We start from the raw sequence: 26,424 nt of genomic DNA, 5'->3' as shown, positions 1-26,424 counted from the left end.
TATCTTCCAGCGCGGCTAAATTCGCCGGCGGTGGTCTCAAGGCGCTGCGATGGTCTGAACCGAAAAAGCCAAGCGGCCTAGTCGCCGTACTCATCGACTTTCCTGAAGAGCTACTCATGTCAACACCCATGTTTGAAAAGATCGCCTTGATCGGCATCGGCTTGATCGGCTCTTCGCTAGCACGCGTCATATGCCGCGAGAGGCTAGCCGGGCATATAGCCATTGCAACTCGTAGCGCCGAGACCCTGAAGCGCGCCGAGGAGTTGAAGCTCGGCGATGCCTACACGACGGACGCGAGGGGAGCCGTGCGCGGGGCCGACCTCGTCATCGTCTCAGTGCCCGTCGGAGCCTCCGGCGCGGTGGCTGAGGAGATCGCACCGGCGCTTAAGAAGGGCGTTATCCTCACCGATGTCGGCTCCACTAAAACCTCCGTGATCGCTCAGATGCAGCCCTTCGTACCGGAGGGCGTACATTTCATCCCCGGCCACCCGCTGGCCGGCACGGAGAAGTCAGGGCCTGATGCGGGCTTTGCCGAACTGTTCGAGAACCGCTGGTGCATCTTCACGCCGCTGGAAGACACTGACCCCGACGCGCTGGAGAAGCTTTCCGAATTCTGGCGCCGCTGCGGCTGCAACATCGATACGATGGACGCGCAGCACCACGATATGACGCTGGCTATCGTCTCGCACCTGCCCCACATCATCGCCTACAGCATCGTCGGCACGGCCGATGACCTGGAGACGGTCACAAAAAGCAAGGTTATCAAATATTCGGCCTCCGGCTTCCGCGATTTCACTCGCCTCGCCGCTTCCGACCCCACAATGTGGCGCGACGTATGCCTGCACAACCGCGACGCGATCCTCGAAATGCTGGGACGCTTTTCGGAGGATCTCGCTTCTCTGCAGAGGGCGATCCGCTGGAGCGAAGCTGACAAGCTGTTCGGCCTTTTTACCCGCACGCGCGCCATCCGCCGCTCGATCATCGAAGCGGGGCAGGATATTGACATGCCCGATTTCGGCCGTCAGGCAATCGGGCGTCCGCAGGCCGCGCAACCGCAGCAGTGCAAGGCTCCGGGCGTCTGCCTTGTACCCAGCTCCGGAGCGGCGCCATAGCATCGCGGTTTTCAGATGCGCAGAAGGCGTTCGCCAGTCGCAGGGCCACGAAAAATGTTGACGCCTTTTAACTGCCGGTGGAACCCGATCAATGTCGTTCGACAGCGTCCCGATGTCGTGCTTGGTAACCTCACCAGCGATCTTCTGCTTTTTATTCGAGAGCTTTTTAGTTTGGCCTGTAGACGTGTGGGCCGCGCCATGGCCCTCGTCTTCAAGGTAATAGACACAGGTGGTTCTGACCCGAACGAAGCGACGCAAGTGGCCTTCGAATCTCTCTTCCATGCAGCAATCACCTTGCTTCGAGAAGCAAAATGCAAAGAACTTCGGGCATCTAACTGTCGCCCGTGACGCCTCGCGAAGACGCTCTTCTCATATGGCGATCGGTGTCGGCATAGCGTTCAGGTTCAGACGTTTCGGCCTTCTGCGGCGCGCCGCGTGTTTTCTGCAGGCGTGACACCAGTACTCGAGAACGCAAAACGACAAAACTACCAATGTTCGTAGTGGCCCATACTTCAGAGCTGCGCATAGATCCTGAGGTTTGACGCGAGTCGTCGAAATCAGAAAGTTGAACGCGCGGTTCTCGCAAATCGCATTGGCACACGATCTGATTTCCGCAGCCTTGCCTCCCATTCGCGCCGAGTTGCTGGTTCGGCTCGGTGGCGGTGCGGTGCTGGAAGTTACCTTACTGCTGTCCTGCGGCATGCTCGTGAGTCTGGTCTTACTGCGCGGTCAACCTCAACGTTTCGCCGTCGTGGCTACACTGAAAAGAGATGTGCAAAGCCGCCATCAAGCTGCGAATAGCTGGAAAGAAGGACTGGGACGCCTGACCTACAGGCCAATTGCGAAGCTGAAACCAGAGCAAGGACGCCCCGATCCGCTCGTCAAAGCCAGGTCACAGTACGTGAATGGTTCGAGGCTGAGCCGTGGCGGACGAGCAGCGAGCTCCAAGCTTCGGGTAGAAAACGCCGGGCTTTTTCCGCGCAAAGTACTCATCGTCGTCTCAAAAATTGTGTCGCAGCGAGCAATCATTCGCACTGGTGTTTAGCTCCAGGAAAAATGCCGGCCAAAACGGCGTTTCACATCGCTGGCAAGCCCCGCGCGGTCGACGGAGGATCGGTGGTCTGAGTAGGGGTGATCGACCGTGCTCAAGGCTGGGGCGGCCCGCTATGATTCCTCGCTGGCTGGACATCGATACGAGCTGATAGTCCGCCAAACGACGCGTCGCAGCGTTTGGCGGCATCGCTGCGGATGCGCTGGAGCTTGTGGCGGTCCTTGAGCGGCAAATGAAAGCTGTCGGCTCGGTCAGCGGCGCCACCCCGAAGAATCGATACGACAAGCTTAGCCATTTCGCGATCTGGTTTACACCGATCGGCCTTCACGCGCGTTGAAAACTTTCAGCAAACTTAATGCGCGTTGCACGGTCGTAACCTATCCGCCGGCTATCTTGGGAGAGGTTCTCCACTTGACAGGCTATCCCGTGCCTGTCACATTATGCAACACAGTTGCACTATTTGCAACATCGAGAAGGCCGTAAACGCGGGCTTAGGCGGCTTTGTAAACAGTACGACTGCGTGCAAGAGGTTCATGATGTCTCGGGTTGAGATCGACCGGGCGAGTTTGTGTTGGATTCGGCGACGTTGATGATGGTTGTGGGATTTGAAACACCGACTTTTGGCCAGATCTTCTTCGGAGCTCAGTAACTGTGTTGCGAAACGCCCAAGCCAAGGTTTAGTCGAAAATCACGGAGGATTGGGTACGCGCTAGCACAGCTACGGGATCGCACGGCGAAGGTCATAGGACCGCGTTGTGAACACCAGTTGGGTTCGCGAGTGAGGTATTCTCCAGATGAGATTGAGCGAATATGTCGAGCATGACGCCACCGCTCTAGCGTCTCTTGTGAAGGGCGGTGAAGTTACGCCTTTGGAGCTGACGCGGCTGGCTCGGGACGCACATGACGAAGTGAATCCCCGCATCAATGGCGTGATCGAATTCTATGAAGATGCCGAGGCCGTTGTCGGCGCGGATGGGGGCCTCTTTCATGGTGTACCTTTCCTCCGCAAGGATATCGGCGCTACCGAAGCTGGCCGCCTTCAGGAACAAGGGAGTCGTCTATTCAAAGGCTATCGTCCCCAGACTGACAGCTATTTTTTTTGTCGCGCGCGAGATGCAGGGCTCCGTACAATCGGGAGAACAGCGTGCCCGGAGCTTGGTACCTCCGGAATGAGTCAATCCATTCTCAACGGCATTACCGGCAATCCATGGAATTTGGAACGATCCGCAGGGGGCTCGTCCTCTGGAGCTGCCGCAGCTGTTGCGGCCGGCATCACTCCTATTGCACATGCCAGCGACAGCGGCGGGTCGATTCGCATTCCCGCTTCTTGGTGCGGCCTTGTCGGGCTGAACCCATCCCGCGGGCGTGTATCTGGTGGGCCGAACAACCAAGACGAACTGCTTGGCTGCAGCCGAGTGTTTGTCCTCTGTCGGACGGTGCGCGATATGGCCGCCGCATTAGACGTCTTTTCAGGTGCTTATCCCGGCGATCCATTTATCATCGTCCAGCCGAGCCGCCCCTATGTGGACGAGCTATTTCGACCTACCGGCACTCTCCGGATCGGAGTCGCGCGAACCAAATGGGGAGGGATTGATGTCGAACTGGAGGTCCTTCAAGCCGTCGATACAATCGCCTCGCTCCTGGAGGAAATGGGCCATCTTGTTATGGAGATCGACCCTCCGTATGATCCCGACGAGAGGACAAGGATATCGCTGGGCAGCTGCGCTCTTAATGCGAAATCACTTGAAGATGCGGCGCGGGCCATGGGCCGAACAATCGACGCGAACACTCTGGAACCGGTCAATCTCAAGCTTTACGAGTATGGCCGAAACTCTCCAGCTTCCATGGGAGACCTGCTTGAGGATATCCGGAGATTCCGGTTCCGCCTCGGCGAGGCGATTGATGGCTTCGATATTTTGCTGACGCCTACGATGCCCGTCGTTGCCCCGTCGCATGCAGGCATCTACTGTACGACAAATCCAAGGGTTTCCGCAGTGGAATTCATGGATGCGGATGCTGCAGCCGCGATCTATGGGTTCATGGGTGCGTTCAATATCACTGGGCATCCATCGGTGTCGCTGCCATTGGCTCATAGCGCTAACGGCTTGCCAATCGGCCTTCAAATCGTTGGCCGTTTCGGTGACGAGGCAACGTTGGTGCGCATCTCGCGCGACCTGGAACAGGCATGCCCATGGCGCCACCGAACACCAAGCGTGCGAGCGGGGCGCAGCTAACAATTGTCGCGGTGGTTTGGCTTCGGATAACGCAATAACAACAAAGTCCAAGATTCGAATTCAACATTACGTGCAGTGCCGGTGCGATGTCTCCTTGTTCGGAGCTCTACCGCGTCGTGGCCTATGACGGCGCGACGGGCCTTTCCGTTTTCTAGTCACCGCCGCTTATTTGTCCTCCTCGCGAAAGGAGCGCTGTTGGAGGTTCCAGCATTTCCTCGGCATCGGCCACTGGACCGACTTGGGTGCCGCTTGACTTCGGAACGCCGATCATCGCATGGAGTGCTCCATGCCGCCCACGGTTGAGGCGACAATATCGCGCAGATCACTGCTTTCACTCGACAGTCGTGGCGACGGGCCTGGTGCCTACTCTGCGGCCGCCGCATCGCCGGCGCGGTCGTCTGAGCGAGCACTAGCGGCGAGGTTGATGCCACCCTGTTTACCTGGCTTTTGGAAGGGCGATGTTCGCTTGGCGTGCCGCTTACACTGAAATGCCTAACGTTAGATCGCGCGATAGTTAAGGAGTACGCGGTCGGCGCTCTCTTTTTGGGGTCTTACCGAACAAGCTTACATAGGCGCGTGAAAAATGCGATGCGCTGGAAAAACCCGTGGCGAATGCGATCTCTGAAACGGAAAGCGGGCTCTGCTGCAGTAATCGTCGGGCGTGAGTCAGGCGCAAATTTCTATAAACCTCCGAATAGCCTGCATTCAGATGCTCGGAGAAAAGACGGTCCAGGTGACGCAGGCTGACGCCCGCATAGATGGCCATCTGGGCACGATCCAGTGGCTGCTCGATTGCAGCCTCCATCTTTTCCAATATGTTTAGCAGGACGGGTTGGTTGACATGAAAGCGCTCCGCTGCCGAAGCCCGCTGGGGCGCGGCCGGCTCGGCCACTGCAGTGTGAAGATACCAATCGCTGACGCGTCTGGCAAAATCTTCGCCCATCCGATCGGCGATGAGGGCATGCATCATATCCAGCGGCGCTACGCCGCCACCGCAGGTGATGCGGTTGCCGTCGAGTACGAAGCGAGCCTGTCTTGGAGTGAGATGAGGAAAGGCCTCGATGAGAGCCGCCGCGTGCTCCCAGTGAACGGTAAAAACCCGCCCGTCGAGCAGTCCTGCTGCGGCCAGTATGTAAGGTCCGCCTGAAATTCCTCCCAGCCGCACCCCGCTTCGGGACAGGTGACGAAGAGCCGCATAGAGCGGCGCAGATCCCAAGGTTGAAGGGTTTCCGCCTGCGCAGACGAAAATCGTGTGCAGCGGCGATTGATCGAGACGCTCGCAAGGGACAACGGCTCCCGATGAACTCGCAACGGCAGCTCCATCCAGGGATAGCGGCCTGACATCGTAGAGAGACTGGCCGGCAAGTAGGTTGGCGGCGCGCAACGGCTCGGTGGCGGAGGCATAGGACATCAGCGCGAAATCGGGCAGCAACAGGAAGCCCATGGTTTGTGTCAATCTGCTGCTGCTCTGCTGAATCATGGCTGTTATGTGACTTTTTCTGTCTCTCCTGTGAAATTTTGACCTAAAAATCGTCGCTATACAAGGCCGAACGACGTGGAACACACTATGCGCTACTCAGCCTTCTCCATTCTCCTGAACGGCCTTCGCGGCAACACGGCATGGAAACCTGCATGGCGCGCCCCGAAGCCGAAGCCCCATTATGACGTGATTATCGTAGGCGGTGGCGGTCATGGTCTCGCCACCGCCTACTATCTCGCCAAGGAATTCGGGATCCGCAACGTCGCGGTCCTGGAAAAGGCTTACATCGGTTCGGGCAACGTTGGCCGCAACACGACGATCATTCGCTCGAACTATCTGCTGCCGGCCAATAATCCCTTCTACGAGCTTTCCTTAAAACTATGGGAAGGGCTGGAGCAGGATTTGAACTTCAATGCCATGATCTCGCAGCGTGGCGTCTTGAATCTCTTCCATTCCGATGCTCAGCGCGACGCCTACATGCGGCGCGGCAATGCCATGCGGCTGCACGGCGTTGATGCAGACTTGCTGGACCGCACGAAGGTTAGGCAAATGCTCCCATTCCTCGACTTCGAAAACGCGCGCTTCCCGATTCACGGCGGCCTTATCCAGCGACGTGGCGGGACGGCCCGCCATGACGGCGTCGCGTGGGGCTATGCCCGCGGCGCCGACTCGATGGGGGTCGACATTATCCAGGAATGCGAAGTGACCGCCATCCGTCGCGAAAATGGCAAGGTAACCGGCGTCGAGACCTCCAAGGGCTTTATCGGCTGCAGCAAGCTCGCCGTTGCCGTTGCAGGGAATTCCTCCCAAGTGGCTGCGATGGCGGACATGAGATTACCAATCGAAAGCCACGTGCTCCAGGCTTTCGTCTCAGAAGGCCTGAAGCCCTTCATCGATTGCGTCGTCACCTTCGGCGCCGGCCATTTCTACGTCTCTCAGTCCGACAAGGGCGGCCTCGTCTTCGGCGGCGACATGGACGGTTACAATTCCTATGCGCAGCGCGGCAATCTCTCCACCGTCGAACACGTCATCGAAGCCGGTAAGGCGATGATCCCGGCTCTCTCGCGGGTTCGCGTGCTGCGCTCGTGGGGCGGCATCGTGGACATGAGCATGGACGGCACGCCGATCATCGACCGCACCCATATCGACAATCTCTACCTCAATGCCGGCTGGTGCTACGGCGGGTTCAAGGCGACGCCCGGCTCCGGTTTCTGCTTCGCCCACCTCATCGCCAGAAACGAACCGCACGCTGTGACGCGCGAAATGCGTCTCGACCGGTTCGAGCGCGGTTATCTGGTCGACGAGAAGGGCCAGGGCGCCCAACCGAATTTGCACTGATTTCGGGAAAGCAAGGACACCGAAATGGCGAGCCTCATCCCCTGTCCCCATTGCGGGCAAAGGCCCAGGGAAGAATTTACTGTGAAGGGCGCGGCACTCGTCCGTCCCGCTGCGGATGCCGGTCGCAATGCGTGGTTGGACTACGTCTATCTGCGTGACAATCCGCGAGGCCGCTACGACGAACATTGGCACCATACCTCAGGCTGCCGCCGCTGGCTGGTGGTGACGCGCGACACCGCAACCCATGAAATTGAAGGCGCGCGTGACACCGCCGCTCGCACGGAGACGGTGGAATGACGTCCTATCGTCTCGACAAGGGCGGTCTAATCGACCGGTCGAAGCCGCTGTCTTTCACTTTCGACGGCAAGGGCATGATCGGAGTCGAAGGCGACAGCCTTGCCTCGGCCCTGCTGGCCAACGGTCAGATGCTTCTGGGCCGTTCCTTTAAGTATCACCGGCCGCGCGGCGTGATTTCGGCCGGTGCATCCGAACCCAATGCGCTGATGACCGTTGCCCAGGGCGGCCGTACAGAGCCTAATACCCGCGCCACTATGCAGGAACTTTATGAGGGCCTTGTCGCGCAGAGTCAGAACCGCTGGCCCTCGCTTAACATTGACATCAGTTCGCTAAATAGTCTGCTGTCGCCCTTCCTTTCCGCCGGCTTCTACTACAAGACTTTTATGTGGCCGGCAGGTCTTTGGGAGAGGCTCTACGAGCCCCTCATCCGCCGGGCCGCCGGCCTCGGCAAGGCGACCTACGAGGCCGATCCTGACCGCTACGAAAAGTGCTGGGCCCATTGCGATCTGCTGATCGTCGGCGGCGGCGCCACCGGCCTTGCCGCAGCGCTGACTGCCGGTCGCGCCGGCGCTCGCGTCATTCTCGTCGATGAGAATGCGATGATCGGCGGCGGGCTTCTCTCGGAAACCGCGACGATTGGCGGCGTGTCCGCAGTCGAATTCGCCGGCCGAACGGTCGCGGAGCTCGAAAGCCTGCCCAATGTGCAGGTTCTTTCGCGCACCACAGCCTTCGGCTGGTATGACGGCAACGTCTTCGGCGCCGTCGAGCGAGTCCAGAAGCACGCTTCTGAGCCGCGCCCCGAGGTACCAGTCGAGCGGCTGTGGCGCATCGTGGCAAAGCAGGCCATTCTCGCCGCCGGCGCTGAGGAACGTCCATTGATCTTCGGCGGGAACGACATTCCCGGGGTGATGATGGCGAGCGCTATGCGAGCCTATCTCAACCGCTACGGGGTTGCGCCGGGCAAGTCGGTGGCGGTCTTCACCACAAACGACAGCGGCTACACACTGGCCCGCGATCTCGAAAAAGCTGGTCTGCGGCTCGTGGCCATCGTTGATAGCCGCCGTTCCGGCGCGACAGCGGGGGTCTATGAGGGTTCGGCCCGTATCATAAATGGCGGCTTCGTGCCCGACGCGGAAGGCGGCAAGGCCCTCTCCTCCATCACAATCCTCCAGGACGGCAGGAAGGAGAAGCTCGCCGTCGACTCGCTCGCCATGTCCGGCGGCTTTAGCCCGGTCGTTCATCTCGCTTACCACCGTGGTGGCAGGCCGGAATGGTCGGATGCCGAAGCCACTTTCGTAGCGCCGGAGGATCACAAGGGACTTTCGCTTGCGGGTGCCGCCGCCAAGGCAAGCGGTCTCGCCGGCTGCCTGGAGGCCGGAGCCAGGAAGGCCGAGGCGCTACTTGGCAAGCTGGAGATCAAGGCGGATCCCGCGGCGTTCGGCGCGGTTGAAGGCGACATTGTCGCAGCGCCTACAAAGCCGGTCTGGATCATTCCCGGTATAAAGGGCAAGGCCTTCGTTGATTTCCAGAACGACGTCCATCACAGGGATATCGGCCTTGCGGTTCGCGAAGGCTATGGTCACGTGGAGCTTGCTAAGCGCTACACCACCAACGGGATGGCGACGGACCAGGGCAAGCTCTCCAACGTCAATGCCATTGGCCTTCTCGCCGAGGCGCGCGGCGTATCTCCCGCCGACGTCGGCACCACGACCTTCCGCCCGTTCTATACCCCGGTTTCCTTCGGGGCGCTCGCCGGCACCTCGCACGGCAAGCATTTCCAGCCGGTGCGCAAGTCCCCGCTGCACGATTGGGCGGTCAAGAACGGGGCGACTTTCGTGGAGACGGGTCTGTGGTACCGTTCCGCCTGGTTCCCGCTTGCCGGGGAAAAGACCTGGCGCGAAAGCGTCGACCGGGAAGCGAAGAATGTGCGCCGCAATGCCGGCCTTTGCGACGTCTCGATGCTCGGCAAGATCGAGATCACGGGCAAGGATGCTGCGGAATTCCTCGATCGCGTCTACTGCAACGCCTTCAGGAAATTACCTGTCGGCAAGGCACGTTACGGCCTGATGCTGCGCGAGGACGGCTTCATCTTCGACGACGGGACCACCAGTCGCCTCGAAGACGAGCGTTTCTTCATGACGACCACGACCGCCTATGCGGCGGGCGTGATGAACCACCTGGAGTTCTGCGCACAAGCGCTGTGGCCGGAACTCGACGTGCGGCTTGCCTCGGTGACTGACCAGTGGGCGCAGATGGCAATCGCAGGACCGAAATCGCGCCTCATCCTGCAGCGGATCGTTGACCAGGATATTTCAAACGAAGCGTTCCCCTTTCTCGGCGCCAAGGACGTCTCGCTGTTCGGCGGCAAGCTTTCTGGCCGGCTTTTTCGCATATCCTTCTCCGGCGAGCTTGCCTACGAGCTGGCCGTTCCCGCCGGCTACGGCGAGGCTGCGGCCGACGCGTTGATGGAAGCGGGCAACGAGCACGGAATTTGCGCCTACGGGGTCGAGGCGCTCTCGGTGCTGCGGATCGAGAAGGGTCACGTCACACATAACGAGATCAACGGTACGGTCGTGCCGACCGATCTGGGCTTCGGCAAGATGGTTTCGGCCACGAAGGTGGACTTCATCGGCAAACGGTTGCTCGAGCGCGAGGGTCTCAACGATCCGAACCGGCTCCAACTCGTGGGCGTCGTGCCGCTCGATTCCGGTACGTCCTTCCGCAGCGGTGCCCACGTCCTCGAAAAGGGGGCGGAGGCAACGCTCGAGAACGACCAGGGTTATATAAGTTCCAGCTGCTACTCACCGCATGTCGGGTCAACCATTGGCTTGGCGCTCGTCAAGCGCGGCTCCTCACGGCATGGCGAGGAAGTTCAGGTCTGGAATGGCCTTCTGAACGAATTCACTGCCGCACGCCTCTGCCATCCGATCTTCGTCGATCCCGCCAACGAAAAGCTGAAAGGCTGACCCGATGTCCGTATCTGCGATCGAACACCGCGCGGCGCTCGGCGGCAAGGCCCCCCTGATCTCGACCGGCGTGACCCTCCGCACGCTTCCCGAAGGCCATGTGCTGCATCTGCTGTCCGCGAGCGCAGATAGCGATGTTTCGGCCACCATCTCCGCCGTGCTCGGATGCGATGCGCTTACCAAAAGGAGCGTGTCACCCGGCCAGTGGTTCGTCGTCGGCGACGAGCCGCTGTCGGCGGCCGCTCTTGCCGACATCGTGAAAAAGGTAAAGCCGCATGCCGAGGTCGTGGACCAGAGCCACGGCCGGGTTCGCATAGCCATCGCCGGCGCAAAAGCGACATCGGTGTTGGCCAAGGGTACCGCCGCGGATCTCGCCTTGAACGTCTTCCCGGTCGGCCATGCGACGACGACGCTAATCGGCCACATCGCCACCCACATCACCCGCGTCTCGGAAGACGGATTTGAGCTGATGGTGTTGCGAGGATTTGCGGAAAGCTTGTGGGAAGAGCTCGCCGAACTGAGCGTGGAATTTCGCTGATCCCAAATTGACGGACGAGCGCTGCGCCGCCTTCGTGGCCGGTTTGCTGTAGTTTGACAGGAGTAGATATGACGAGCAACCTTGTCCTGACTGTTAAGTGCAAGTCGGCGCGGGGAATTGTAGCCGCGATTTCGACGTACCTGGCAGAAAACGGCTGCAACATTGTTGCCAGTTCGCAGTTCGATGATTGCGACACCGATACATTTTTTATGCGGATCAGCTTCATTTCCGAAGAAGGCGTGAAGCATGCGGCTCTTATGGAAGGCTTCAAGCCTGTTGCCGGAAAATTCGGTATGGATTGGGAGATCTTCGACACGTCGAAGCGCATGAAAGTGCTATTGATGGTCTCTCGCTTTGGGCACTGCCTCAACGACCTGCTTTACCGCTGGAAGATCGGTGCACTACCAATTGACATCGTCGGCGTCGTCTCGAACCACTTCGATTATCAGAAGCTCGTTGTCAACAACGACATCCCTTTCCACCACATCAAGGTGACGACGGAGAATAAGCCTCAAGCGGAAGCGCAATTGGCAGAAATCGTCGAAGCGACAGCGACCGAACTCGTCGTGCTGGCTCGCTACATGCAAATCCTGTCCGACGGACTGTGTTCGAAAATGTCAGGCAAGATCATCAACATCCACCACTCCTTCCTACCGAGCTTCAAGGGGGCAAACCCGTACAAACAGGCTCATGAGCGAGGCGTTAAGCTGATCGGCGCGACGGCCCATTACGTCACCGCCGATCTCGACGAAGGTCCGATCATCGAGCAGGATATCGCGCGCATCACTCATGCCCAGTCGGCTGAGGACTACGTTTCGATCGGCCGCGACGTGGAAAGCCAGGTTCTGGCCCGCGCCATCCACGCACATATTGACCACCGCACGTTCATTAACGGTAACCGAACCATTGTCTTCCCGGCGAGCCCCGGCAGCTACGCATCCGAAAGAATGGGTTGAGCGATGGTACAAGTAATCGACGGCAAACGGATCGCTGCGTCGTTGATCAATAAAGTGAAGACGGCCTCCGCAGAGCTTCAAGCGCAGAATGGGGTCAGGACCGGCCTCGCCGTGATTGTCGTTGGCGATGATCCTGCAAGTCATACCTATGTCAGCGCGAAAAGCCGCATGGCCAAGGAGTGCGGCTTCAATTCGGTCCAACACACTTTGCCGACCGAGACTAGCCAACACGACCTTGCAACCCTCGTGAAGATGCTGAACGCCGATGAGAAGATTCACGGCATTCTCGTGCAGCTGCCGCTTCCGAAACATCTTAACAGCGGACCGATCATCCAGTCCATCCTTCCGGAAAAGGACGTCGACGGGCTTAACGTGGTCAATGCCGGCAAGCTTGCGACGGGGGATCTCGAAACGGGCCTCGTGTCCTGCACACCAGCCGGTGCAATGCTTCTTATTCGCCTCACACATGGCGAGGACCTTTCCGGCCTTAACGCAGTGGTCATTGGGCGGTCGAATCTCTTCGGCAGACCGATGGCTCAGTTGCTGCTCAACGCCAACGCTACGGTTACTGTGGCCCATTCGCGGACAAAAAACTTACCGGAGGTATGCCGCGGCGCCGACATCCTTGTCGCCGCTGTCGGCCGTCCGGAAATGGTCAGAGCCTACTGGGTGAAGCGAGGCGCGACCGTCATCGATGTTGGTATCACTCGGATCGACGCGCCTGAACGAGGCGAAGGCAAGACCCGCCTGGTAGGAGATGTTGCCTTCGCGGAGGTGTCCGAAGTCTCCGAAAGTATCACGCCGGTTCCCGGAGGTGTCGGTCCAATGACGATTGCCATGCTAATGGCTAACACAGTGATCGCAGCGCATAGGACCGTAGGACGACCGTTGAAGATATTCCAAGCATGATGATCGAAATGACGCCCGGCACGACTGCCTAAACCGGACACAGAATCAGTGAAGGCGTGCCTGCGCCAACTTGGTCTCCTAAAGCGGCATATCACTTCTGGAGCTATAGGGTACGCGCGACACTGCCTCGGGCATGAACTTCCAATCCACTCTGCTCGCCCGACAATGACGCGTGACATTCTGCCAGAGGCCAAGCAACGCATCCGTCCGCCGTTTACGCAGGAGCAGGTCGCGGCGTCGGCGGAGCGGTTTCTCGACGGACGGATCCGTAACGAGCAACGCGAGACAGGTTGCGCGCGGGCGCAGGCGGCCGGCGGTCCAAGGCCCTTCGCCAGCGAGCGATCTGGGTATAGCGCGACAATCTGGGGCGGGACCCACTGTCACCCTGATTGCCGAGCGGCACTTCGGCAAGTGCCAGTGGCACGCCGATGCGCTGTGCGACATTGTACGTAAGTATGTGCTGGAAGCGCGGGGCGACGGGGACGCCATCAATGAGGCCGGCGGCTAGAACGGGGGACGTCCTCTGCGGCGTCGCGCACTTATGTACTGGGGCTCGGCGGGCCAAATCGCCAGTTGCGGATCTTGGTGTTTGCTCCTGATGTGCCGCGGCATGGGTCATGGGCCTGCCTTCATCGGCTGGACACTCACTGAGGTGTCCGCCCAGCACCGGTTGGCGGTCGTGAGCCTTCGCGTGATACGCAGCGAGTGCAGCGGAGCGCTGATCTAGAGACCGGCGTTGCTCGACTCATTCCAGAGGGTGTCCCTAAGCGACGATGGCCGATCTGACGATGATGGGGATTCTCGTCGGCTGCTATCGAGGGTCGGATGGATAGGGCCGACTTGTCGGAAGAGCCGATACATGCGTTTGTACGGCTCCTGGAGCTGGCATGGAAGAACGTCAGACCCCACCGCACTTGCAAGCGCGTACCGGCTAATCGAGGAGATGGCTGCCGAGCTGACCATCGCCGGCCGGACAACGATAGCCCTGAAGCATCAGCGCACTTCGTTCTCCAGAGATCTGCGCAACGCGCTGAACAAGCAAATCAGCCGTTCCCAAGCGATGACGACGTCCTGACGTGACGGTCCGTAGAGTCTGCCGACCTGATCCGTCAAGAGGGACAAGCTGATCTGCGAGCTGGAGCGCGCGCATGTGGGCGGACCGCCTACCGATGAGATCGTCGAGCCGGACGGCCCGTGGCTGTCAGTTTAGAAAGCTGACGGACTGCAGGAATTCGCAGCGAGCAATGGAGACCGTAACGAACTTTTCTGAGCACTCAGCAAAAGCCGGCGCGCTGCCACGTCGCACCCACGGCAGTTGGGTTGCAGCACAAGACTCTCCATCACAATCACGCCCTCTCCTCCCCTCATTTCTCCGAGGATCGCCGTCGAAGCCCTACACCATAGACGTCGCTCTGTGTTCCATCCTGATGGTTGGTTGGCAGCCAATCTGTGGCGCCCGCGAAGAACACGCTCAGCGACCATCTCGCAGCTTCGCCGTCTGTCAGTTGATGGGAGTGAGGCTCGCGGCCTGAGGGGTTGGCCCCGACGCCGAAGGATCTGTATTCAGCATAGTAGCTTGTCACCAACGTATTGGTCTTGCCGGGCGTCCATTCGCGCCACCCTTCAGCGATCACGGGGGCATCTATCTTCGTCGACAAGAAGACCACGGTGGCGTAGGGGCGCCAGGGGCGGCCAAGTGCGATATAGCGCGCAGCAGGGTCGGCGCTTAGCCTGCAATGATCAAAAACATAGCCACTGTCCTCATCCGGCGTTGCCTTGCTCTGAGCGGTATAGATGACCGCTTGATTGGCGATGCCGTGCAACTCACATTGCCGGAACCAGGCCCTGGCGTTGCCAAATATGAAATCGACATGCCCTTCGATGTAGCAGTTCGAGAAGTATTGTCGTGACATTCTGCCGTTTGGTCCCTTGCCGGCAAACAGCGTGTCCTGGGCGCCGAGCAGGCGGACGCGCGTAATGACGTCCCTGTCTCCGGTAAGGGACAGCGCGACGGCCTGCGAGGGTGGATTGACCGGATTGAGGGCATAGTCGTTCTGGATGGTCAGGTTCTCGAGCCGAACGTCATCGCCAGCGGCATCCAGCGTAGCCGAGCGGGCGGTTCCTCCTACGTTGATCGCGCTATCACCATACACAATGACGGTATCCTTTGGATTGCTACCAGTCCCTGAGAGATGAACACCGGATTTGGAAATTTTGACCTTCTCGCGATAGATGCCTGGCGCGATCCGGACATCTCCGCCTTCGGCCGGCAATGCGTCGATGGCTTGCTGCACGGAGTGATAGTCTGCACTTCCGGCATGCGACACCAACAGTGGCTTAGCGCACGCCGCGGGGATGCAGAAACATCCCGCCAGAAGCACAGCGGAGGAAACGAAAATACGCATGTGATCCTACACTTCGTTGAGCCAGCGGCACGCTCAACACGGTCGTAGAGCGTATCTCAGCTGGATAGCCGTCACGCTGGACAAGAGATTTTCAGCGCCAAATCAGAACCTGCACGTCACCTTCACTTTTTTCGACCTGCGCAAGCCGAACTTCGTCAACACCAGTAATCCCGGCCCGGATACTGAATGCACCGCCTGCGTTTCGCTTGCCGGGGGTAGTGCTTATCGATTGCCGTCGCCGAATGCCCTGGAACATACCTCCGATCCGCGCTGCAGCGGTTGTGTAGCTCGGCCGGGCAGCGGCGGCGATACGTCAGAGTGATTTGCGGTGGCCTTGACATGTTCAACTTGCCAAGTCGCGGAATTGGCAAACCGGACATCTTCGAGTGTCACGTCAAGTTTATGCCCCTCGTCTAAGCCGCGCATCAGCAACACACCAGTGTCGCCATGCACGTGACGGAGAACAATTTGCCGATAGACCGGAACCCTCGTGCCTTGTGCGCGCGGATCATATTTTGTATCGAAAGCTAGCGGCCACCGGTTGCCCCTCAGGCACACGTACTCATAAGTCACGCTCTCGACGAGACCGCCTCGGCTAACATCGCTCTTGATGCGCAGGCCCGACGTCGTACCATCGAGCGTCAGATTACGCACCAATATGTCTCTGACCCCGGAATTCACCTCACTGCCGATCGACATGCCATGCCCCCAGCCGAAATAATTATCAATGATCGAGATATGGCTGCTCGAGCCATTGTCGCCGGCCTTGATTGCGATGTTGTCGTCACCCGTACGGATCGAGCTATGGGTGATGGTTACATCCTGACTGGCGCCAGGGTCGATACCATCCGTATTGCGGGCATCCGCCGGTGAATCGATCGTGATGCCCCAAAACGTGGCGCCTTCGACCCGGTTCATCGCGACATGAAAATTCGGAGAGTTGCGCAAGGTGACACCGGACAGCGTAATATCCTGCGCATGATCGATCTGGATCAAGCGCGGCGCGTTCTGGTTGCCGCCCTCCGCTTGGGCGCGGCGCGCCAGCTGCCACCAGGTTTCCGCTCCGCCGCCAATCGTTGCGCCGCCCTGACCATCGATGATGCCCTCCCCGTAGATGCCGCCGCCACGCGTTTTGGAAAAGCTGATAAACGGCCGGCAACCGTCGCCCTTGCCTGCAATGCGACCACATTGTCCGAGGCCTCTATCGTAAGCAGCAGGTTCGGGGATGGCGATCAGCATCGCACCGCGCCCCACCCATAAGGTCACGCCCGATTTCATCTCGAGTGGGCCCGACCGGAACTCGCCACGCCCTAAATACACAGCGGCCCCGGAGGGGCATTGGTCGATTGCATCTTGCAACGTGGTCGTATCTTCCTTGCCAGACGGAACGGGGCGGTCGCACACCGTATGAGGTGCAACAGGTTCGGTGATAATCCGGCGGTCTTGCGCTTTCGCGGCGGGGACGACAACCATGGAGATAAGTGTGGACAGTAGGGCCCAGTTGCGAAAACGCTTTGTCATTGACCTCCTCGTACTTTGTCACGCATCCCCGCCCCGTCCCTGTCTGGTCTGGAGCGCTAACTCGATCGAGCCGCCGCGCGCGTCACTGGCCCGCGCAGGCGCACCCTTTGCGCTTTATTCGACCGAAAACACCCGGCCACAAGAACCGACAGGGGTGCTCACTGCACTAGACACCGCAGAAGCTTTGCCGGCTGCTGGATGAGGAGTTCGCTAAGCGGCGCATCCGCGTCACTTGGAGCAACTGGCGCGCGCCCAGTACGGCCCGGAGCCGAAGCACGCAAGCGCCTGCCCCTGACTGCTGCTGTTGAACCCCCGCGCTGTTCTTGAAGCGGCCGCAAGGCCATACCTACGTGCTTGTTCTGCTTCAAGAGCGTGTTAGCGAGCTGAATGTAATCATGATCCTCGCGCGAGACATTCAACCGCGGTTTGCGACCGGGGCACCGGGCAAGGCCGATTCGATCGGCCACGCGTGCTGGATCCAATTGTTGCTCAAAGGCATCTTCTTCCGCCTGGTTCGCTTGCTGATCGTCTAGAACGGCTTGCTGTACCGATGGCGGAGAGGCAGCATTGGATATAGCGAAATTGTGCGAGTCCACGCCAGCGTCCCGTCCTAACATCAGTGGGCTGTGCGTATTCGGAGAAGCTTTCGAAAAGCTGACGACCGGATTGCATTCGCACCGGCAACGCTCCGCCTGACGTCCGGACTTAAGTTGACCGCCGTTAGCCGACACCTCCAGGACCGCATCTTTCCGATCCGGGCCGTGAGCGCATTGATGAACTCGCCGCGCAGCAGGGTGGACGCCTTCTCCGCCGCATCCCGCGCCGGCCGTTCATATTGGCGCAGCTCATTGGATTCGATATCCGAGATGAGATGTTCCATCCATGGTTCACCTCCCGCAGCGGCTCGCTCTCCGCGCCAACAAGCATCTGGACGTCGACTACAAAACTTTCTCGCGACGTACGGTGGGGAACAGCAAGATACTCGAGCGCATCGAGGGTGCCCTTGTCCGACTTTTGAGCGGCATGATGGACTTTCCGTCTGGCGCCCGCCCCCGCGAGGCACTGCGAGCGATCGGGCTGGAGCGCTTCGCGCCGTCCCTGCTGATCGCGGGCAAGACCGACCTCGGCGGAGCCGACCGCTTGGGAGACATCGTCAGCCAGTATCATTCACGCGATGCCGGACTGGCAGGACTCCTGGCAATCTCGTCAAACGGGACTTCACCTATCGGATTGGCCAGCGTATGCTGCTTGGTGAACCAATGTACCGCGCCGGTTTGCTCGCGGCTTCCTAACATACAATCGCCAGCGTGCATAACGAGCGCCGTCCCTGTGTTCGCTAAGTGGGTGAGCACGTAGCTCGCGCTGTCGCGCGGAAACCGCGGAGATAAACTGCGATGAGTGCGGCGCAACTGCGCGCTGAGGCTTTCTATCGTTGCGGCTTCGTCTGTGGCGACGTACCAATCTACGACATCGCGGATAATCTGCCGGGCCCGCTTGTTGGGCCAGAGGTTGAACCGTCGAGAAGGAGAAATAACACGGCATCGGCGCGCACTCCGACTCCCCCGCAATCCCGGTTATCGCGCGTCCTCTTTCCTTGCTCACTGCGCCAGTTGATCTCCATTCCCTCTCACTCGCCAGCATCGCTCTGGCTTATGGCGACAAAGCGCTCTCGTACAATATCGACCCGGCCTTCAGGTCCCTTGATATTCCCGTCGAGGAAGTGGTCAAAATCCTCATGGCCTAAGAGCGCTTTGAACTTCTCTGCAATGTAGCAGCGAACATCATCGTCTGCGTTTTGGATTTCAGCCACGAGTTCCTCTCGCCCGTCAACGACGAGAAGGATATCCTCGATGTCACGGCTGCCTATGAGATCATCGTTGCCGCGGCCGAGATATGCTTCCACTTTGTCGCCACGAATAGTTCCGGCGTGAGGCGCTTGATGTTCAGTGCCTCGTTCAGGGGACACGTGACCGCCGTCTCGATGCCTTTGGCGTACCAGCGATTGCTAAAGCCGAGAATGCTTTCATCATCCGGCATGAAATCGACTTTGAGTTCGCCGAGCCGCATGCGGCAAATGACCTCGTCTTCCGGAGACTCCACGAACCCCTTCTGACGCAACTGGTCTTGCAGTTGAGCCCATTGCGCATGTCCAACGAGATCAACGATGAGATCTACGTCGTCGGTTGCTCGAACGCCTTCGAGCACGATCTCGTCCGTAATGAAAAGGGCTGTTGTGCAACCGCCAACAAATACTAGCCGCTCGCGCAGTTCATCTCCCAAAGATTGCGCGACCGTTTGCAACATTTGAAGCAATTGGCCTTTAACGGTGGTCATTTTCTGAGAAGCCTTTCCGATAGACGCTCGGCCGCGAACCCAGCCTCCCTTTGATTTCCAAGCCTGACACCATCGATAAGGGCCAGATATTCATACAGACGATCGTCTTTTTGAATGGCTTGGGGTACGCTTTTGTACAGCGGTTCTACCGCCTGCCCCATGTCTTTGCCTTTTGCGTACGGCCAGACATAAATGTACTCTCCTGCGCTGATAAGAAGATTTTTAAGGGGCGCGGCGGCAAAGGCGGTGGGGATGCCCCGGGTCATCGCACCCGGTTTAGCCGGAAAAACGAACTTCAATCCGTGCACCACAAAATTATGGAGATTGCGGCGGTTAGGCTTTGCGTGGCCGGATTCCCGATCTTTGACCGCAAGTCCCGACGAAAGGCTCCGGTTGATCGAGGTATTGATCTCTGTCTTGCTGATACCAAGGGCTGATTCCAGGCTGCGTACTGAGTAAGGGTCATCGTGATACGCAGCCTCCCCAGGATGCGCATCGCCCTCATGTTTGGCCTGCTCAAGGCTCACGAGCTTCAGCAATACAACAAGGTCTTGACTTTTCATACAAATTCGCCTTCGTCCTTTGTCCTAGGACTAAGGACAATAGACCATATGGCGGGCCTTTCAAGGATAGAACGTACTTCTTTGTGGCCGACGAGGGGAGGTCTGCCGCGCCTGCTGGTAGCATCTTCGGTTTGCAGTCACTTCAAATTGTTGCCGCATGGCTCGCGGGTCCACTGGTGTGGAACGAAGGGCGAAAGCTTCCAGACGCATGTAGATCGGCAAGCACTCATCAAGCGCGACCGCCAGCAGACATTCGTCGGATAGCTGTGTCGGATCTAAATGTCCGATGAGTAAAGATATAGCCTCCAGGTCCTTTTCGGACGCACCGTCGCGACGGGCACGAGTGACCTACATGCCGAGAGCTTCATTACCGATTGCGCTCACTGCAGGCTGCATCTCGGCAAGATTGAGCAGATGATCGATATCTCCGGCAAGAAAATCCGCGAGAATTTTAATCTGTGCGACGATGGTCCCGGCCCCATGGTGCAGGAGCCAACGGTTGGACAACAACGCGCAACTCAGGAATCATAGGATCACAGAAGGCGGCAGCAATCAGCGCTCCAATTCGACCACGCAGCCGCCAAGCGGCTGAAGGCCACAGCCGACACAATCTCCGCGTGAGTTCAGTTTTCAGCGACGGCGTCACGCTCATACCGTTCGCGACACAGCCGGCCAGTCGAGCACGCCAACTTCCAGCGCGTGTCGCCCGTGCCATTGCCGGCGATGCCCTGAACGGCGGCCACAAGTTCGTGGTCAAATACGCGCCCGTATTCGGGGCCCGCAACGGCGCGAAGCTCGACGCGACCATCCTCTATCTCAAGCGTCTTCACCTGCTCGGCGGAATGGGAGGTCAGGCCGTACTGCAGATTGATGCCGGCCAGCGGTGCCGGAAGCTGCCGGAGGTAGGCCGCTGGCGCTCCGACCAGGCTGGCGAGTTGGCCGAAACTCGTGGGTCGGTGCAATCGGCGTGTCAGAGCCGGGCAGCACCAGCGCCAGGCGCTCGGCATCGTCGCGGCTGGCCTCAATCCGGATTGCAGCGCTCTCGACGGTTCGGGTCCGACTTCGCTCGGTCCGTCCACGCACTGCGGCATGGAGGTCCGACAGGGACAGATAGCGCTCGTCCGCTGGCCGCGAGAACCATTCCGACGCTACTCGGCAGACGGGCGAAATCCTCCCCGGTGAAGGATATCACCTCATCTTATCTGCGGACCCGAACGGAGCAGAACAATCCCGTCGGCGGATTTCACCACATTGTGCTAATCGAAAGCGACTATCTGGATCAACGCGTGAACGAGCAGCGCGACGATTTCGACAACATTCCTGACGAGATACCTAGTGGGGACGTGTTTTCAGTCGAAAAGCTGTCTTATGCCGCAATTCACCAGGCAATTGATCCGATCATCGAGCAGATGGTCGTGCCGGCAGATTGGGAAAAGGACGAGATTTTGAAGCAAGTCAATGACCAGTTTGGTGTCAGCGAAGCGATGCTCCAGGATACCTCGACGCGCATCGTTTATGGGGAAGCGGCCCAGTCGGTCGCTGAGCGCGTCCTAAAAAATATCAGGAAAGAATCATTGATGAGACTGCGGAGATCTTCAACCACAAAGAGGAAATTATAAAGGCCGAACCGATTCGAAGGAGTTTCGCACCACGATCAATGAGCTTTCATGGAAATATACGTCATCCCTCAAAGCATTTGACATGGCTAACGCCGACATAAGCGCGAAGCGATATACCTTTGCGCGCGAGCCGCTGATGGCGTGGTGCGAGGACAACCACGTGGATTATCTGCTCGGGTTCGCCCCCAACACGCGGCTGCTCACCATGATCGCGGACGAACTGACGGCGGCCCGGGCTACGGCCGAGAAAACCGATCAACCCGCACGCCGCTTCAAGGACTTTCAGTGGAGCTTCAAAATGAACGCCTTCTGGGCGCCCGAAAACTTCGAGCCTTCATCGTTCTTCGCTCCTCCCGGCCGGGGAAATCGCGAAAAACTCTAACCAAAAATGGTCCAGTTCGCCGGCGGCCTCAGATCACGTCGGTGAGCTATTTAAGGCTCTTGATAACGAGCGTGCCAGGACTTTGCGGTTTTCTGGAGTGTTCATCATCGTCGCGTGATTGCCTGGAATCGGTGTGGTATCAATGGCCGCTGCACTCAAAACCCTGTCCCAGCCTCGCATCGGCGAGCTCATCTCTGCAGCTATTGAGCTCTTGTCTAGTCGTGCGCGACAACTTACGGAAGAATCCGTCGCGTAAAACTGATGTACCTCAATTGGCAGCGACGGAGCCCGATATAGCTGCAGCGCCCTTTGAAACTGCTCAATTCTCTCGTACATCAAAGCATCATTGTGATCCGGAGGTATAGCTCCTATTTGATGAGCCTTCTCAAGTAGTTGAGCAATTGAACTGTGCCGTGCAAAGCGCTTTAATAGCTTAAAGTGCTCGTCCTCTAGGGGTTCAAGAGTTTCCAGGATCACTTCGCACACCACCTGGGTGGGCGTCATGCCGGCTGGCTTTGCGGGTAGCGCAACATCAATGAACGCCATAAATGAGACGGTTTCATTGAGGCTCAGTAAGTGCTCGGCTATGGCGTAAGCCAATATTCCGCCTGATGAGTATCCAGCAAATCGATATGGACCCCGGGACCGTATCTCCCTGATCGCCGGAATGACTTGCGAGGCTATCGCTTCAAGAGTTGGTGAACAAACTTCACTGAAAGAAGGCCACGGTAGACCATAGATTGGACAGTCCGCGTCCATTTCCTCCACCAAGTTGAGGATATACGAACAATCTCCTAAGCCTGTGGGAACAAAGAACAGCGGCGGCTGCGATCCGGTTGCGCGAACACAAATCACTCCCGGACTACTGGGTTGTGGCTCCAAATGAACCTTCAATGCAAGTTCCTTCAGAACCGGAGCTTGGAAGATATCGGCGGCGGTAAACTTGAACCCGGCATCGAGCGCTCGACTGAGAAGCCGCACCGCTAGCAGTGAGTGCCCGCCCAGTTCGAAGAAGTCGTCGTGGCGTCCGACCCGCTCAACACCCAGAAGCTCGGCCCAGATCTGTGCCAGCGTGGTCTCGATCTCGCCTTGCGGCGCCTCATAGGCGGCGCGCGCATACGCCTCGTCGTCCGGCGCAGCCAGCGCCTTGCGGTCGAGCTTGCCGTTCACCGTCAGCGGCAGGGCCGCCAGCCGGACGAACGCCGATGGCACCATGTAGTCCGGCAGGTGCGCACTTATGTGCGCGCGCAAGGCGCCGGCAAGCTCGCTTCCATCCAGGCCGTTCGAAGCTGCTTCCGGCGCGCACACCACATAGGCGACAAGACGCTGCTCGCCGCCGGGGCCCTCGTGCGCCACCACCACCGCCTCGCGCACGAACGGATGCTCGCAAAGCCGCGCCGCGATCTCGCCGGGCTCGATCCGGAAGCCGCGGATCTTCACCTGGTCGTCGTTGCGGCCCAAAAACTCAAGATTGCCGTCCGGCAGATAGCGCGCCAGATCGCCGGTGCGGTACAGCCGGTCGCCGTCCACAAAGGGACTGGCGATGAACCGCTCCGCGGTCAGCTCGGGCCGGTTCAGGTAGCCGCGCGCCACCCCCGCCCCGCCAATGCAGAGCTCCCCCACCGCACCGAACGGCACCAGCCCGCCATGATCATCCAGCAGATACACACGCGTGTTCGCAATCGGGCGGCCAATCGGGACGATAGCGCCATTAAACCCATCGGGGCAACTCCAGGTCGCCGCACAAACTGTTGCTTCGGTAGGTCCATAAGCATTGATAATGGATGCTGGAGCCAGACTCCGGATGAGTTCTGCCTTCGGCAGCTCTCCAGCAAGAATGAGAACTTGCGATCCCAAGCCTTCCAGCTTCTGGCTTCCCTGAAGCAAGGCTGGAGGCAGCGTCGCGTGCGTGATGGCTTCGCTTCGCAGATAGTCCGATAGCTTGTTACTCGCTTGACGGAGCTCATCCGCAGGCAAATGCAATGCGGCTCCCGAACCAAACGCCATAACAAGCTCCGAGGCGCTTGCATCAAAACCGAAGGAGGCGAACTGCACCACGCGGCTGTTGCAACAAACGCCAAAAAGCCCGATCTGAGCCAAGCTGAGATTGACCAAGCCGCGATGCTCGACCATGACCCCCTTGGGGCTGCCTGTTGATCCCGAGGTGTAGATCACATAGGCGAGATGGCGCGAGGTCAGGCCGAGCGCACGCGGGTCCGGATCCGACGCCGGCAGATTTGCCCATTCCGGCGTCGCCGCCAGATCCACCACCGTCAGATCGCGTAGCGCATCGTTGCCCAGCGCCGATCGCCCCGCTGCATCGGCCAGCAGCACTCGCGGCGCCGCATCCTCCAGCACCTGGTGCAGCCGCGCCGACGGATAGGCCGGATCCAGCGGCAGATAGGCGCCCCCCGCCTTGAGGATCGCCAAAAGCCCGACCACCATCGCTACGCTGCGCGCAACGCAGATCGCCACCGGCTGATCCGGCTTCGTCCCGAGCCCGATCAGATGATGCGCCAGCTGGTTGGCGTGCGCATTGAGCTCGCCATAGCTGACGCGCTGGTCCTGATAGACCACCGCCACCGCCTCCGGCGCACGGCGAACCTGTGCCTCGAACAGCTCGTGGATGCACACGTCCGACGGATAGGCCGCCGCCGTCCGGTTCAGTTCCTCCAGCAGATACGCGCGCTCGTCGGCTGGCAGCAGCTCAATCCGCCCGACCGCTTGCTGCGCATCGGCAACCATCGCCCGCAGCAGCGCCAGCAGATAATCCCGCTGCCGCTCGATGGTCGCGCGATCGAACAGCGCCGTGGCATAACCCAGCGTCCCGGCAATCACCTCACCCTGCTCGCCAAGGCTCAGCTCCAGATCGAACTTGACCTGGTCGTACCCACCCCCGGCCGCCTCCACCATCAGCCCGGCAAGATCGAACGCCCCGCCGGTGTTGGTCTCCCAGGCCAGCATCACCTGGAACAACGGCGTGTGATCAAGAGCCCGGGGCGGCTGCACGATCTCCACCACCTGCTCGAACGGCAGGTCCTGGTGCTCCTGCGCTCCCAAGGCCGTGCGCCGCGTCCGCGCCAACAGCTCCGGGACGCTCGGCTCGCCCGACAGGTCCAGCCGGAGCGCCAGCGTGTTGACGAAGAAGCCGATCAGCTCTTCGATCTCGCGGTGCCCCCGATTGGCGCTCGGCACGCCAATCACAAGATCGTCCTGTCCCGACAGACGCGACAGCACCGCAGCCCACCCCGCCAGCACCGTCATGAACAACGTCGTGCCATGCTGCAGGCTCAGCCGCTTCAGATCCCGCGTCAGATCCGCATCGATGACGATCGGGACCGAGGCCCCCGCAAACGACTGCTGCGCCGGCCGCGGCCGGTCCGTCGGCAGCGCTAGACGGGCCGGCGCGCCGGACAGATGGCTGCGCCAATACTGCGCCTGGCTCTGCAGCCGCGCGCCCGACAGCCACTGCCGTTGCCAGGCGGCATAGTCCGGATACTGGATTGCAAGCGGCGGCAGCGGATCGCCTTCTCCGGCCACGAACGCCCGGTACAGCTGACTGAGTTCACGCGCCAACACCCCCAGCGACCAGCCGTCCGAGACAATGTGATGCTGCGTCAGCAGCAAGACGTGCTCCTCATTCGAGACCCGGATGAGCCGGCCGCGGATCAGCGGGCCACGCGCCAGATCGAACGGCGTGCACGCCTCTTCCCTCCACAGACCCAATAGCGCCTCGTCCGCATCCGCCCTGTCCCGCAGATCGTGCTCCACAACCGGCAGCCCCGCATCCTCCGGCAGCAGCTCCACCCAGGGCTTGCCCTCCGGCGCGACAAACACGCTGCGCAGCGCCTCATGGCGCGCCAACACACGGTCCAGGCTAAGCTGCCAGGCGCTGCGGTCGAGCCCACCCTTGAGCCGCCACCCGAGTGGAATGTGATAGTTCGTGCTGCTCTGATCCAGCTGCGCCAAAAACCACAGCCGCTGCTGCGCAAACGACAGCACAAGCGGCGCTTCACGCGACACCGGCGCAATGGCTGGCAGGTCTTGCGCCCCGGAGCGGCTCAACTCATCCATGATACTCGCGGCCAGATCGGCCAGCACCGGTTTGGCAAACAGCGTGGTCAGCGGCAGTGTGAAGCCAATGGCCTGCGAGACCCGGCTCAACAGCTGCACCGCCAATAGCGAGTGCCCGCCGAGCGCAAAGAAGTGGTCGTGCCGTCCAACCCGCTCAACACCCAGAAGCTCGGCCCAGATCTGTGCCAGCGTGGTCTCGATCTCGCCTTGCGGCGGCTCATAGGCGCGATGCGCATACGCCTCATCGTCCGGCGCAGCCAGCGCCTTGCGGTCCAGCTTGCCGTTCACCGTCAGCGGCAGCGCCGCCAGCCGGACGAACGCCGATGGCACCATGTAGTCCGGCAGGTGCGCACTTATGTACGCGCGCAAGGCGCCGGCAAGCTCGCTTCCCTCCAGGCCGTTCGAAGCTGCTTCCGGCGCGCACACCACATAGGCGACAAGACGCTGCTCGCCGCCGGGGCCCTCGTGCGCCACCACCACCGCCTCGCGCACGAACGGATGCTCGCAAAGCCGCGCCGCGATCTCGCCGGGCTCGATCCGGAAGCCGCGGATCTTCACCTGGTCGTCGTTGCGGCCCAAAAACTCAAGATTGCCGTCCGGCAGATAGCGCGCCAGATCGCCGGTGCGGTACAGCCGGTCGCCGTC

21 protein-coding genes and 1 pseudogene are annotated in these 26,424 nt (G+C 59.9%); 13 read left to right on the top strand and 9 right to left on the bottom strand.

Going from position 1 to position 26,424, the window contains the following annotated elements; translation table 11 throughout:
- Positions 1–116 precede the first annotated feature (116 nt).
- The 3 genes from XH88_RS08610 to XH88_RS08600 all read left to right on the top strand — a co-directional run bounded on the left by XH88_RS08610 (position 117) and on the right by XH88_RS08600 (position 4,397).
- Positions 117–1,112 (top strand): prephenate/arogenate dehydrogenase family protein, encoded by a 996-nt coding sequence (locus XH88_RS08610; protein WP_271614980.1) that lies wholly within the window; start codon positions 117–119, stop codon positions 1,110–1,112.
- 538 nt (positions 1,113–1,650) lie between these two features.
- On the top strand, positions 1,651–2,157 hold the full coding sequence (locus XH88_RS08605) for a hypothetical protein (RefSeq protein ID WP_271614979.1): 507 nt from the start codon (positions 1,651–1,653) through the stop codon (positions 2,155–2,157).
- Between the two features lie 800 nt (positions 2,158–2,957).
- Positions 2,958–4,397: an amidase gene (locus tag XH88_RS08600; protein ID WP_271614978.1), complete on the top strand. Its 1,440-nt coding sequence runs from the start codon at positions 2,958–2,960 to the stop codon at positions 4,395–4,397.
- Positions 4,398–4,911: 514 nt separating this feature from the next.
- On the opposite strand, the gene XH88_RS08595 is transcribed toward XH88_RS08600, so the two are convergent.
- Positions 4,912–5,877, bottom strand: coding sequence for a GlxA family transcriptional regulator (locus tag XH88_RS08595; RefSeq protein WP_271614977.1), 966 nt, complete (start codon positions 5,875–5,877; stop codon positions 4,912–4,914).
- Between the two features lie 87 nt (positions 5,878–5,964).
- Here XH88_RS08595 and XH88_RS08590 point away from each other — a divergent pair, with 87 nt between their 5' ends.
- The 7 genes from XH88_RS08590 to XH88_RS08555 all read left to right on the top strand — a co-directional run bounded on the left by XH88_RS08590 (position 5,965) and on the right by XH88_RS08555 (position 13,956).
- Positions 5,965–7,215, top strand: a complete 1,251-nt coding sequence (locus XH88_RS08590) for a sarcosine oxidase subunit beta family protein (RefSeq protein ID WP_271614976.1) — start codon at positions 5,965–5,967, stop codon at positions 7,213–7,215.
- 24 nt (positions 7,216–7,239) lie between these two features.
- A complete protein-coding gene (locus XH88_RS08585) occupies positions 7,240–7,512 on the top strand; it encodes a sarcosine oxidase subunit delta (RefSeq protein ID WP_271614975.1) in 273 nt (90 codons plus the stop codon).
- Positions 7,509–10,478: a sarcosine oxidase subunit alpha family protein gene (locus tag XH88_RS08580; protein ID WP_271614974.1), complete on the top strand. Its 2,970-nt coding sequence runs from the start codon at positions 7,509–7,511 to the stop codon at positions 10,476–10,478. The genes XH88_RS08585 and XH88_RS08580 overlap by 4 nt, the downstream gene beginning before the upstream one ends.
- Before the next feature lie 4 nt (positions 10,479–10,482).
- Positions 10,483–11,016 (top strand): sarcosine oxidase subunit gamma family protein, encoded by a 534-nt coding sequence (locus XH88_RS08575; RefSeq protein WP_271614973.1) that lies wholly within the window; start codon positions 10,483–10,485, stop codon positions 11,014–11,016.
- 68 nt (positions 11,017–11,084) lie between these two features.
- A complete protein-coding gene (gene purU, locus XH88_RS08570; protein ID WP_271614972.1) occupies positions 11,085–11,972 on the top strand; it encodes a formyltetrahydrofolate deformylase in 888 nt (295 codons plus the stop codon).
- 3 nt (positions 11,973–11,975) lie between these two features.
- The gene (gene folD / locus XH88_RS08565) at positions 11,976–12,881 is read left to right on the top strand and encodes a bifunctional methylenetetrahydrofolate dehydrogenase/methenyltetrahydrofolate cyclohydrolase FolD (RefSeq protein WP_271614971.1); all 906 of its coding nucleotides are present in this window, start codon (positions 11,976–11,978) and stop codon (positions 12,879–12,881) included.
- Positions 12,882–13,740: 859 nt separating this feature from the next.
- On the top strand, positions 13,741–13,956 hold the full coding sequence (locus XH88_RS08555) for a hypothetical protein (RefSeq protein ID WP_271614970.1): 216 nt from the start codon (positions 13,741–13,743) through the stop codon (positions 13,954–13,956).
- 289 nt (positions 13,957–14,245) lie between these two features.
- Here XH88_RS08555 and XH88_RS08550 read toward each other — a convergent pair whose 3' ends face one another.
- Positions 14,246–15,286 carry a pectinesterase family protein gene (locus XH88_RS08550; RefSeq protein WP_271614969.1) on the bottom strand — a complete coding sequence of 347 codons (1,041 nt, stop codon included), beginning with the start codon at positions 15,284–15,286 and terminating at the stop codon, positions 14,246–14,248.
- A gap of 222 nt (positions 15,287–15,508) precedes the next feature.
- The gene (locus XH88_RS08545) at positions 15,509–16,807 is read right to left on the bottom strand and encodes a glycoside hydrolase family 28 protein (RefSeq protein WP_271614968.1); all 1,299 of its coding nucleotides are present in this window, start codon (positions 16,805–16,807) and stop codon (positions 15,509–15,511) included.
- Positions 16,808–17,130: 323 nt separating this feature from the next.
- Here XH88_RS08545 and XH88_RS08540 point away from each other — a divergent pair, with 323 nt between their 5' ends.
- The gene (locus tag XH88_RS08540) at positions 17,131–17,340 is read left to right on the top strand and encodes a hypothetical protein (RefSeq protein ID WP_271614967.1); all 210 of its coding nucleotides are present in this window, start codon (positions 17,131–17,133) and stop codon (positions 17,338–17,340) included.
- 83 nt (positions 17,341–17,423) lie between these two features.
- Here the strand turns inward: XH88_RS08540 and XH88_RS08535 are convergent, their stop codons facing one another.
- The 5 genes and pseudogenes from XH88_RS08535 to XH88_RS08520 all read right to left on the bottom strand — a co-directional run.
- Positions 17,424–17,687, bottom strand: coding sequence for a hypothetical protein (locus tag XH88_RS08535; protein WP_271614966.1), 264 nt, complete (start codon positions 17,685–17,687; stop codon positions 17,424–17,426).
- 747 nt (positions 17,688–18,434) lie between these two features.
- The gene (locus XH88_RS39040; protein WP_333909240.1) at positions 18,435–18,710 is read right to left on the bottom strand and encodes a hypothetical protein; all 276 of its coding nucleotides are present in this window, start codon (positions 18,708–18,710) and stop codon (positions 18,435–18,437) included.
- Entirely contained in the window at positions 18,671–19,141 is a 471-nt protein-coding gene (locus tag XH88_RS08530; protein ID WP_333909239.1) for a hypothetical protein, read from the bottom strand. The genes XH88_RS39040 and XH88_RS08530 overlap by 40 nt, the downstream gene beginning before the upstream one ends.
- Positions 19,138–19,704 carry a hypothetical protein gene (locus tag XH88_RS08525; protein WP_271614965.1) on the bottom strand — a complete coding sequence of 189 codons (567 nt, stop codon included), beginning with the start codon at positions 19,702–19,704 and terminating at the stop codon, positions 19,138–19,140. Before XH88_RS08525 ends, XH88_RS08530 begins: the two co-directional genes overlap by 4 nt.
- A gap of 686 nt (positions 19,705–20,390) precedes the next feature.
- A pseudogene (locus XH88_RS08520) lies at positions 20,391–20,874 on the bottom strand (DUF932 domain-containing protein); the annotation flags it as partial.
- 8 nt (positions 20,875–20,882) lie between these two features.
- Here XH88_RS08520 and XH88_RS08515 point away from each other — a divergent pair.
- Together XH88_RS08515 and XH88_RS08510 are read left to right on the top strand one after the other, a co-directional pair.
- Positions 20,883–21,323, top strand: coding sequence for a hypothetical protein (locus XH88_RS08515; protein WP_271614964.1), 441 nt, complete (start codon positions 20,883–20,885; stop codon positions 21,321–21,323).
- A gap of 82 nt (positions 21,324–21,405) precedes the next feature.
- Positions 21,406–21,705: a transposase gene (locus XH88_RS08510; RefSeq protein WP_442868424.1), complete on the top strand. Its 300-nt coding sequence runs from the start codon at positions 21,406–21,408 to the stop codon at positions 21,703–21,705.
- 33 nt (positions 21,706–21,738) lie between these two features.
- On the opposite strand, the gene XH88_RS08505 is transcribed toward XH88_RS08510, so the two are convergent.
- Positions 21,739–26,424, bottom strand: a 4,686-nt coding sequence (locus XH88_RS08505) for an amino acid adenylation domain-containing protein (protein WP_442868423.1), incomplete at its 5' end; no start/stop codon positions are given.

It is taken from the genome of Bradyrhizobium sp. CCBAU 51627, from assembly GCF_028128765.1.
Taxonomy (GTDB): Bacteria; Pseudomonadota; Alphaproteobacteria; order Rhizobiales; family Xanthobacteraceae; genus Bradyrhizobium.
This window is presented reverse-complemented; position numbering and strand designations above follow the sequence as displayed.

Bases quoted from the DNA above. Each gene is read 5' to 3' on its own strand.
- XH88_RS08610 (WP_271614980.1), top strand. From the start codon at position 117: ATGTCAACACCCATGTTTGAAAAGATCGCCTTGATCGGCATCGGCTTG.
- XH88_RS08600 (WP_271614978.1), top strand. From the start codon at position 2,958: ATGAGATTGAGCGAATATGTCGAGCATGACGCCACCGCTCTAGCGTCT.
- XH88_RS08595 (WP_271614977.1), bottom strand. From the start codon at position 5,877: ATGATTCAGCAGAGCAGCAGCAGATTGACACAAACCATGGGCTTCCTG.
- XH88_RS08590 (WP_271614976.1), top strand. From the start codon at position 5,965: ATGCGCTACTCAGCCTTCTCCATTCTCCTGAACGGCCTTCGCGGCAAC.
- XH88_RS08585 (WP_271614975.1), top strand. From the start codon at position 7,240: ATGGCGAGCCTCATCCCCTGTCCCCATTGCGGGCAAAGGCCCAGGGAA.
- XH88_RS08580 (WP_271614974.1), top strand. From the start codon at position 7,509: ATGACGTCCTATCGTCTCGACAAGGGCGGTCTAATCGACCGGTCGAAG.
- XH88_RS08575 (WP_271614973.1), top strand. From the start codon at position 10,483: ATGTCCGTATCTGCGATCGAACACCGCGCGGCGCTCGGCGGCAAGGCC.
- purU (WP_271614972.1), top strand. From the start codon at position 11,085: ATGACGAGCAACCTTGTCCTGACTGTTAAGTGCAAGTCGGCGCGGGGA.
- folD (WP_271614971.1), top strand. From the start codon at position 11,976: ATGGTACAAGTAATCGACGGCAAACGGATCGCTGCGTCGTTGATCAAT.
- XH88_RS08555 (WP_271614970.1), top strand. From the start codon at position 13,741: ATGCGTTTGTACGGCTCCTGGAGCTGGCATGGAAGAACGTCAGACCCC.
- XH88_RS08550 (WP_271614969.1), bottom strand. From the start codon at position 15,286: ATGCGTATTTTCGTTTCCTCCGCTGTGCTTCTGGCGGGATGTTTCTGC.
- XH88_RS08545 (WP_271614968.1), bottom strand. From the start codon at position 16,807: ATGACAAAGCGTTTTCGCAACTGGGCCCTACTGTCCACACTTATCTCC.
- XH88_RS08535 (WP_271614966.1), bottom strand. From the start codon at position 17,687: ATGGAACATCTCATCTCGGATATCGAATCCAATGAGCTGCGCCAATAT.
- XH88_RS08530 (WP_333909239.1), bottom strand. From the start codon at position 19,141: ATGACCACCGTTAAAGGCCAATTGCTTCAAATGTTGCAAACGGTCGCG.
- XH88_RS08525 (WP_271614965.1), bottom strand. From the start codon at position 19,704: ATGAAAAGTCAAGACCTTGTTGTATTGCTGAAGCTCGTGAGCCTTGAG.
- XH88_RS08510 (WP_442868424.1), top strand. From the start codon at position 21,406: ATGGCTAACGCCGACATAAGCGCGAAGCGATATACCTTTGCGCGCGAG.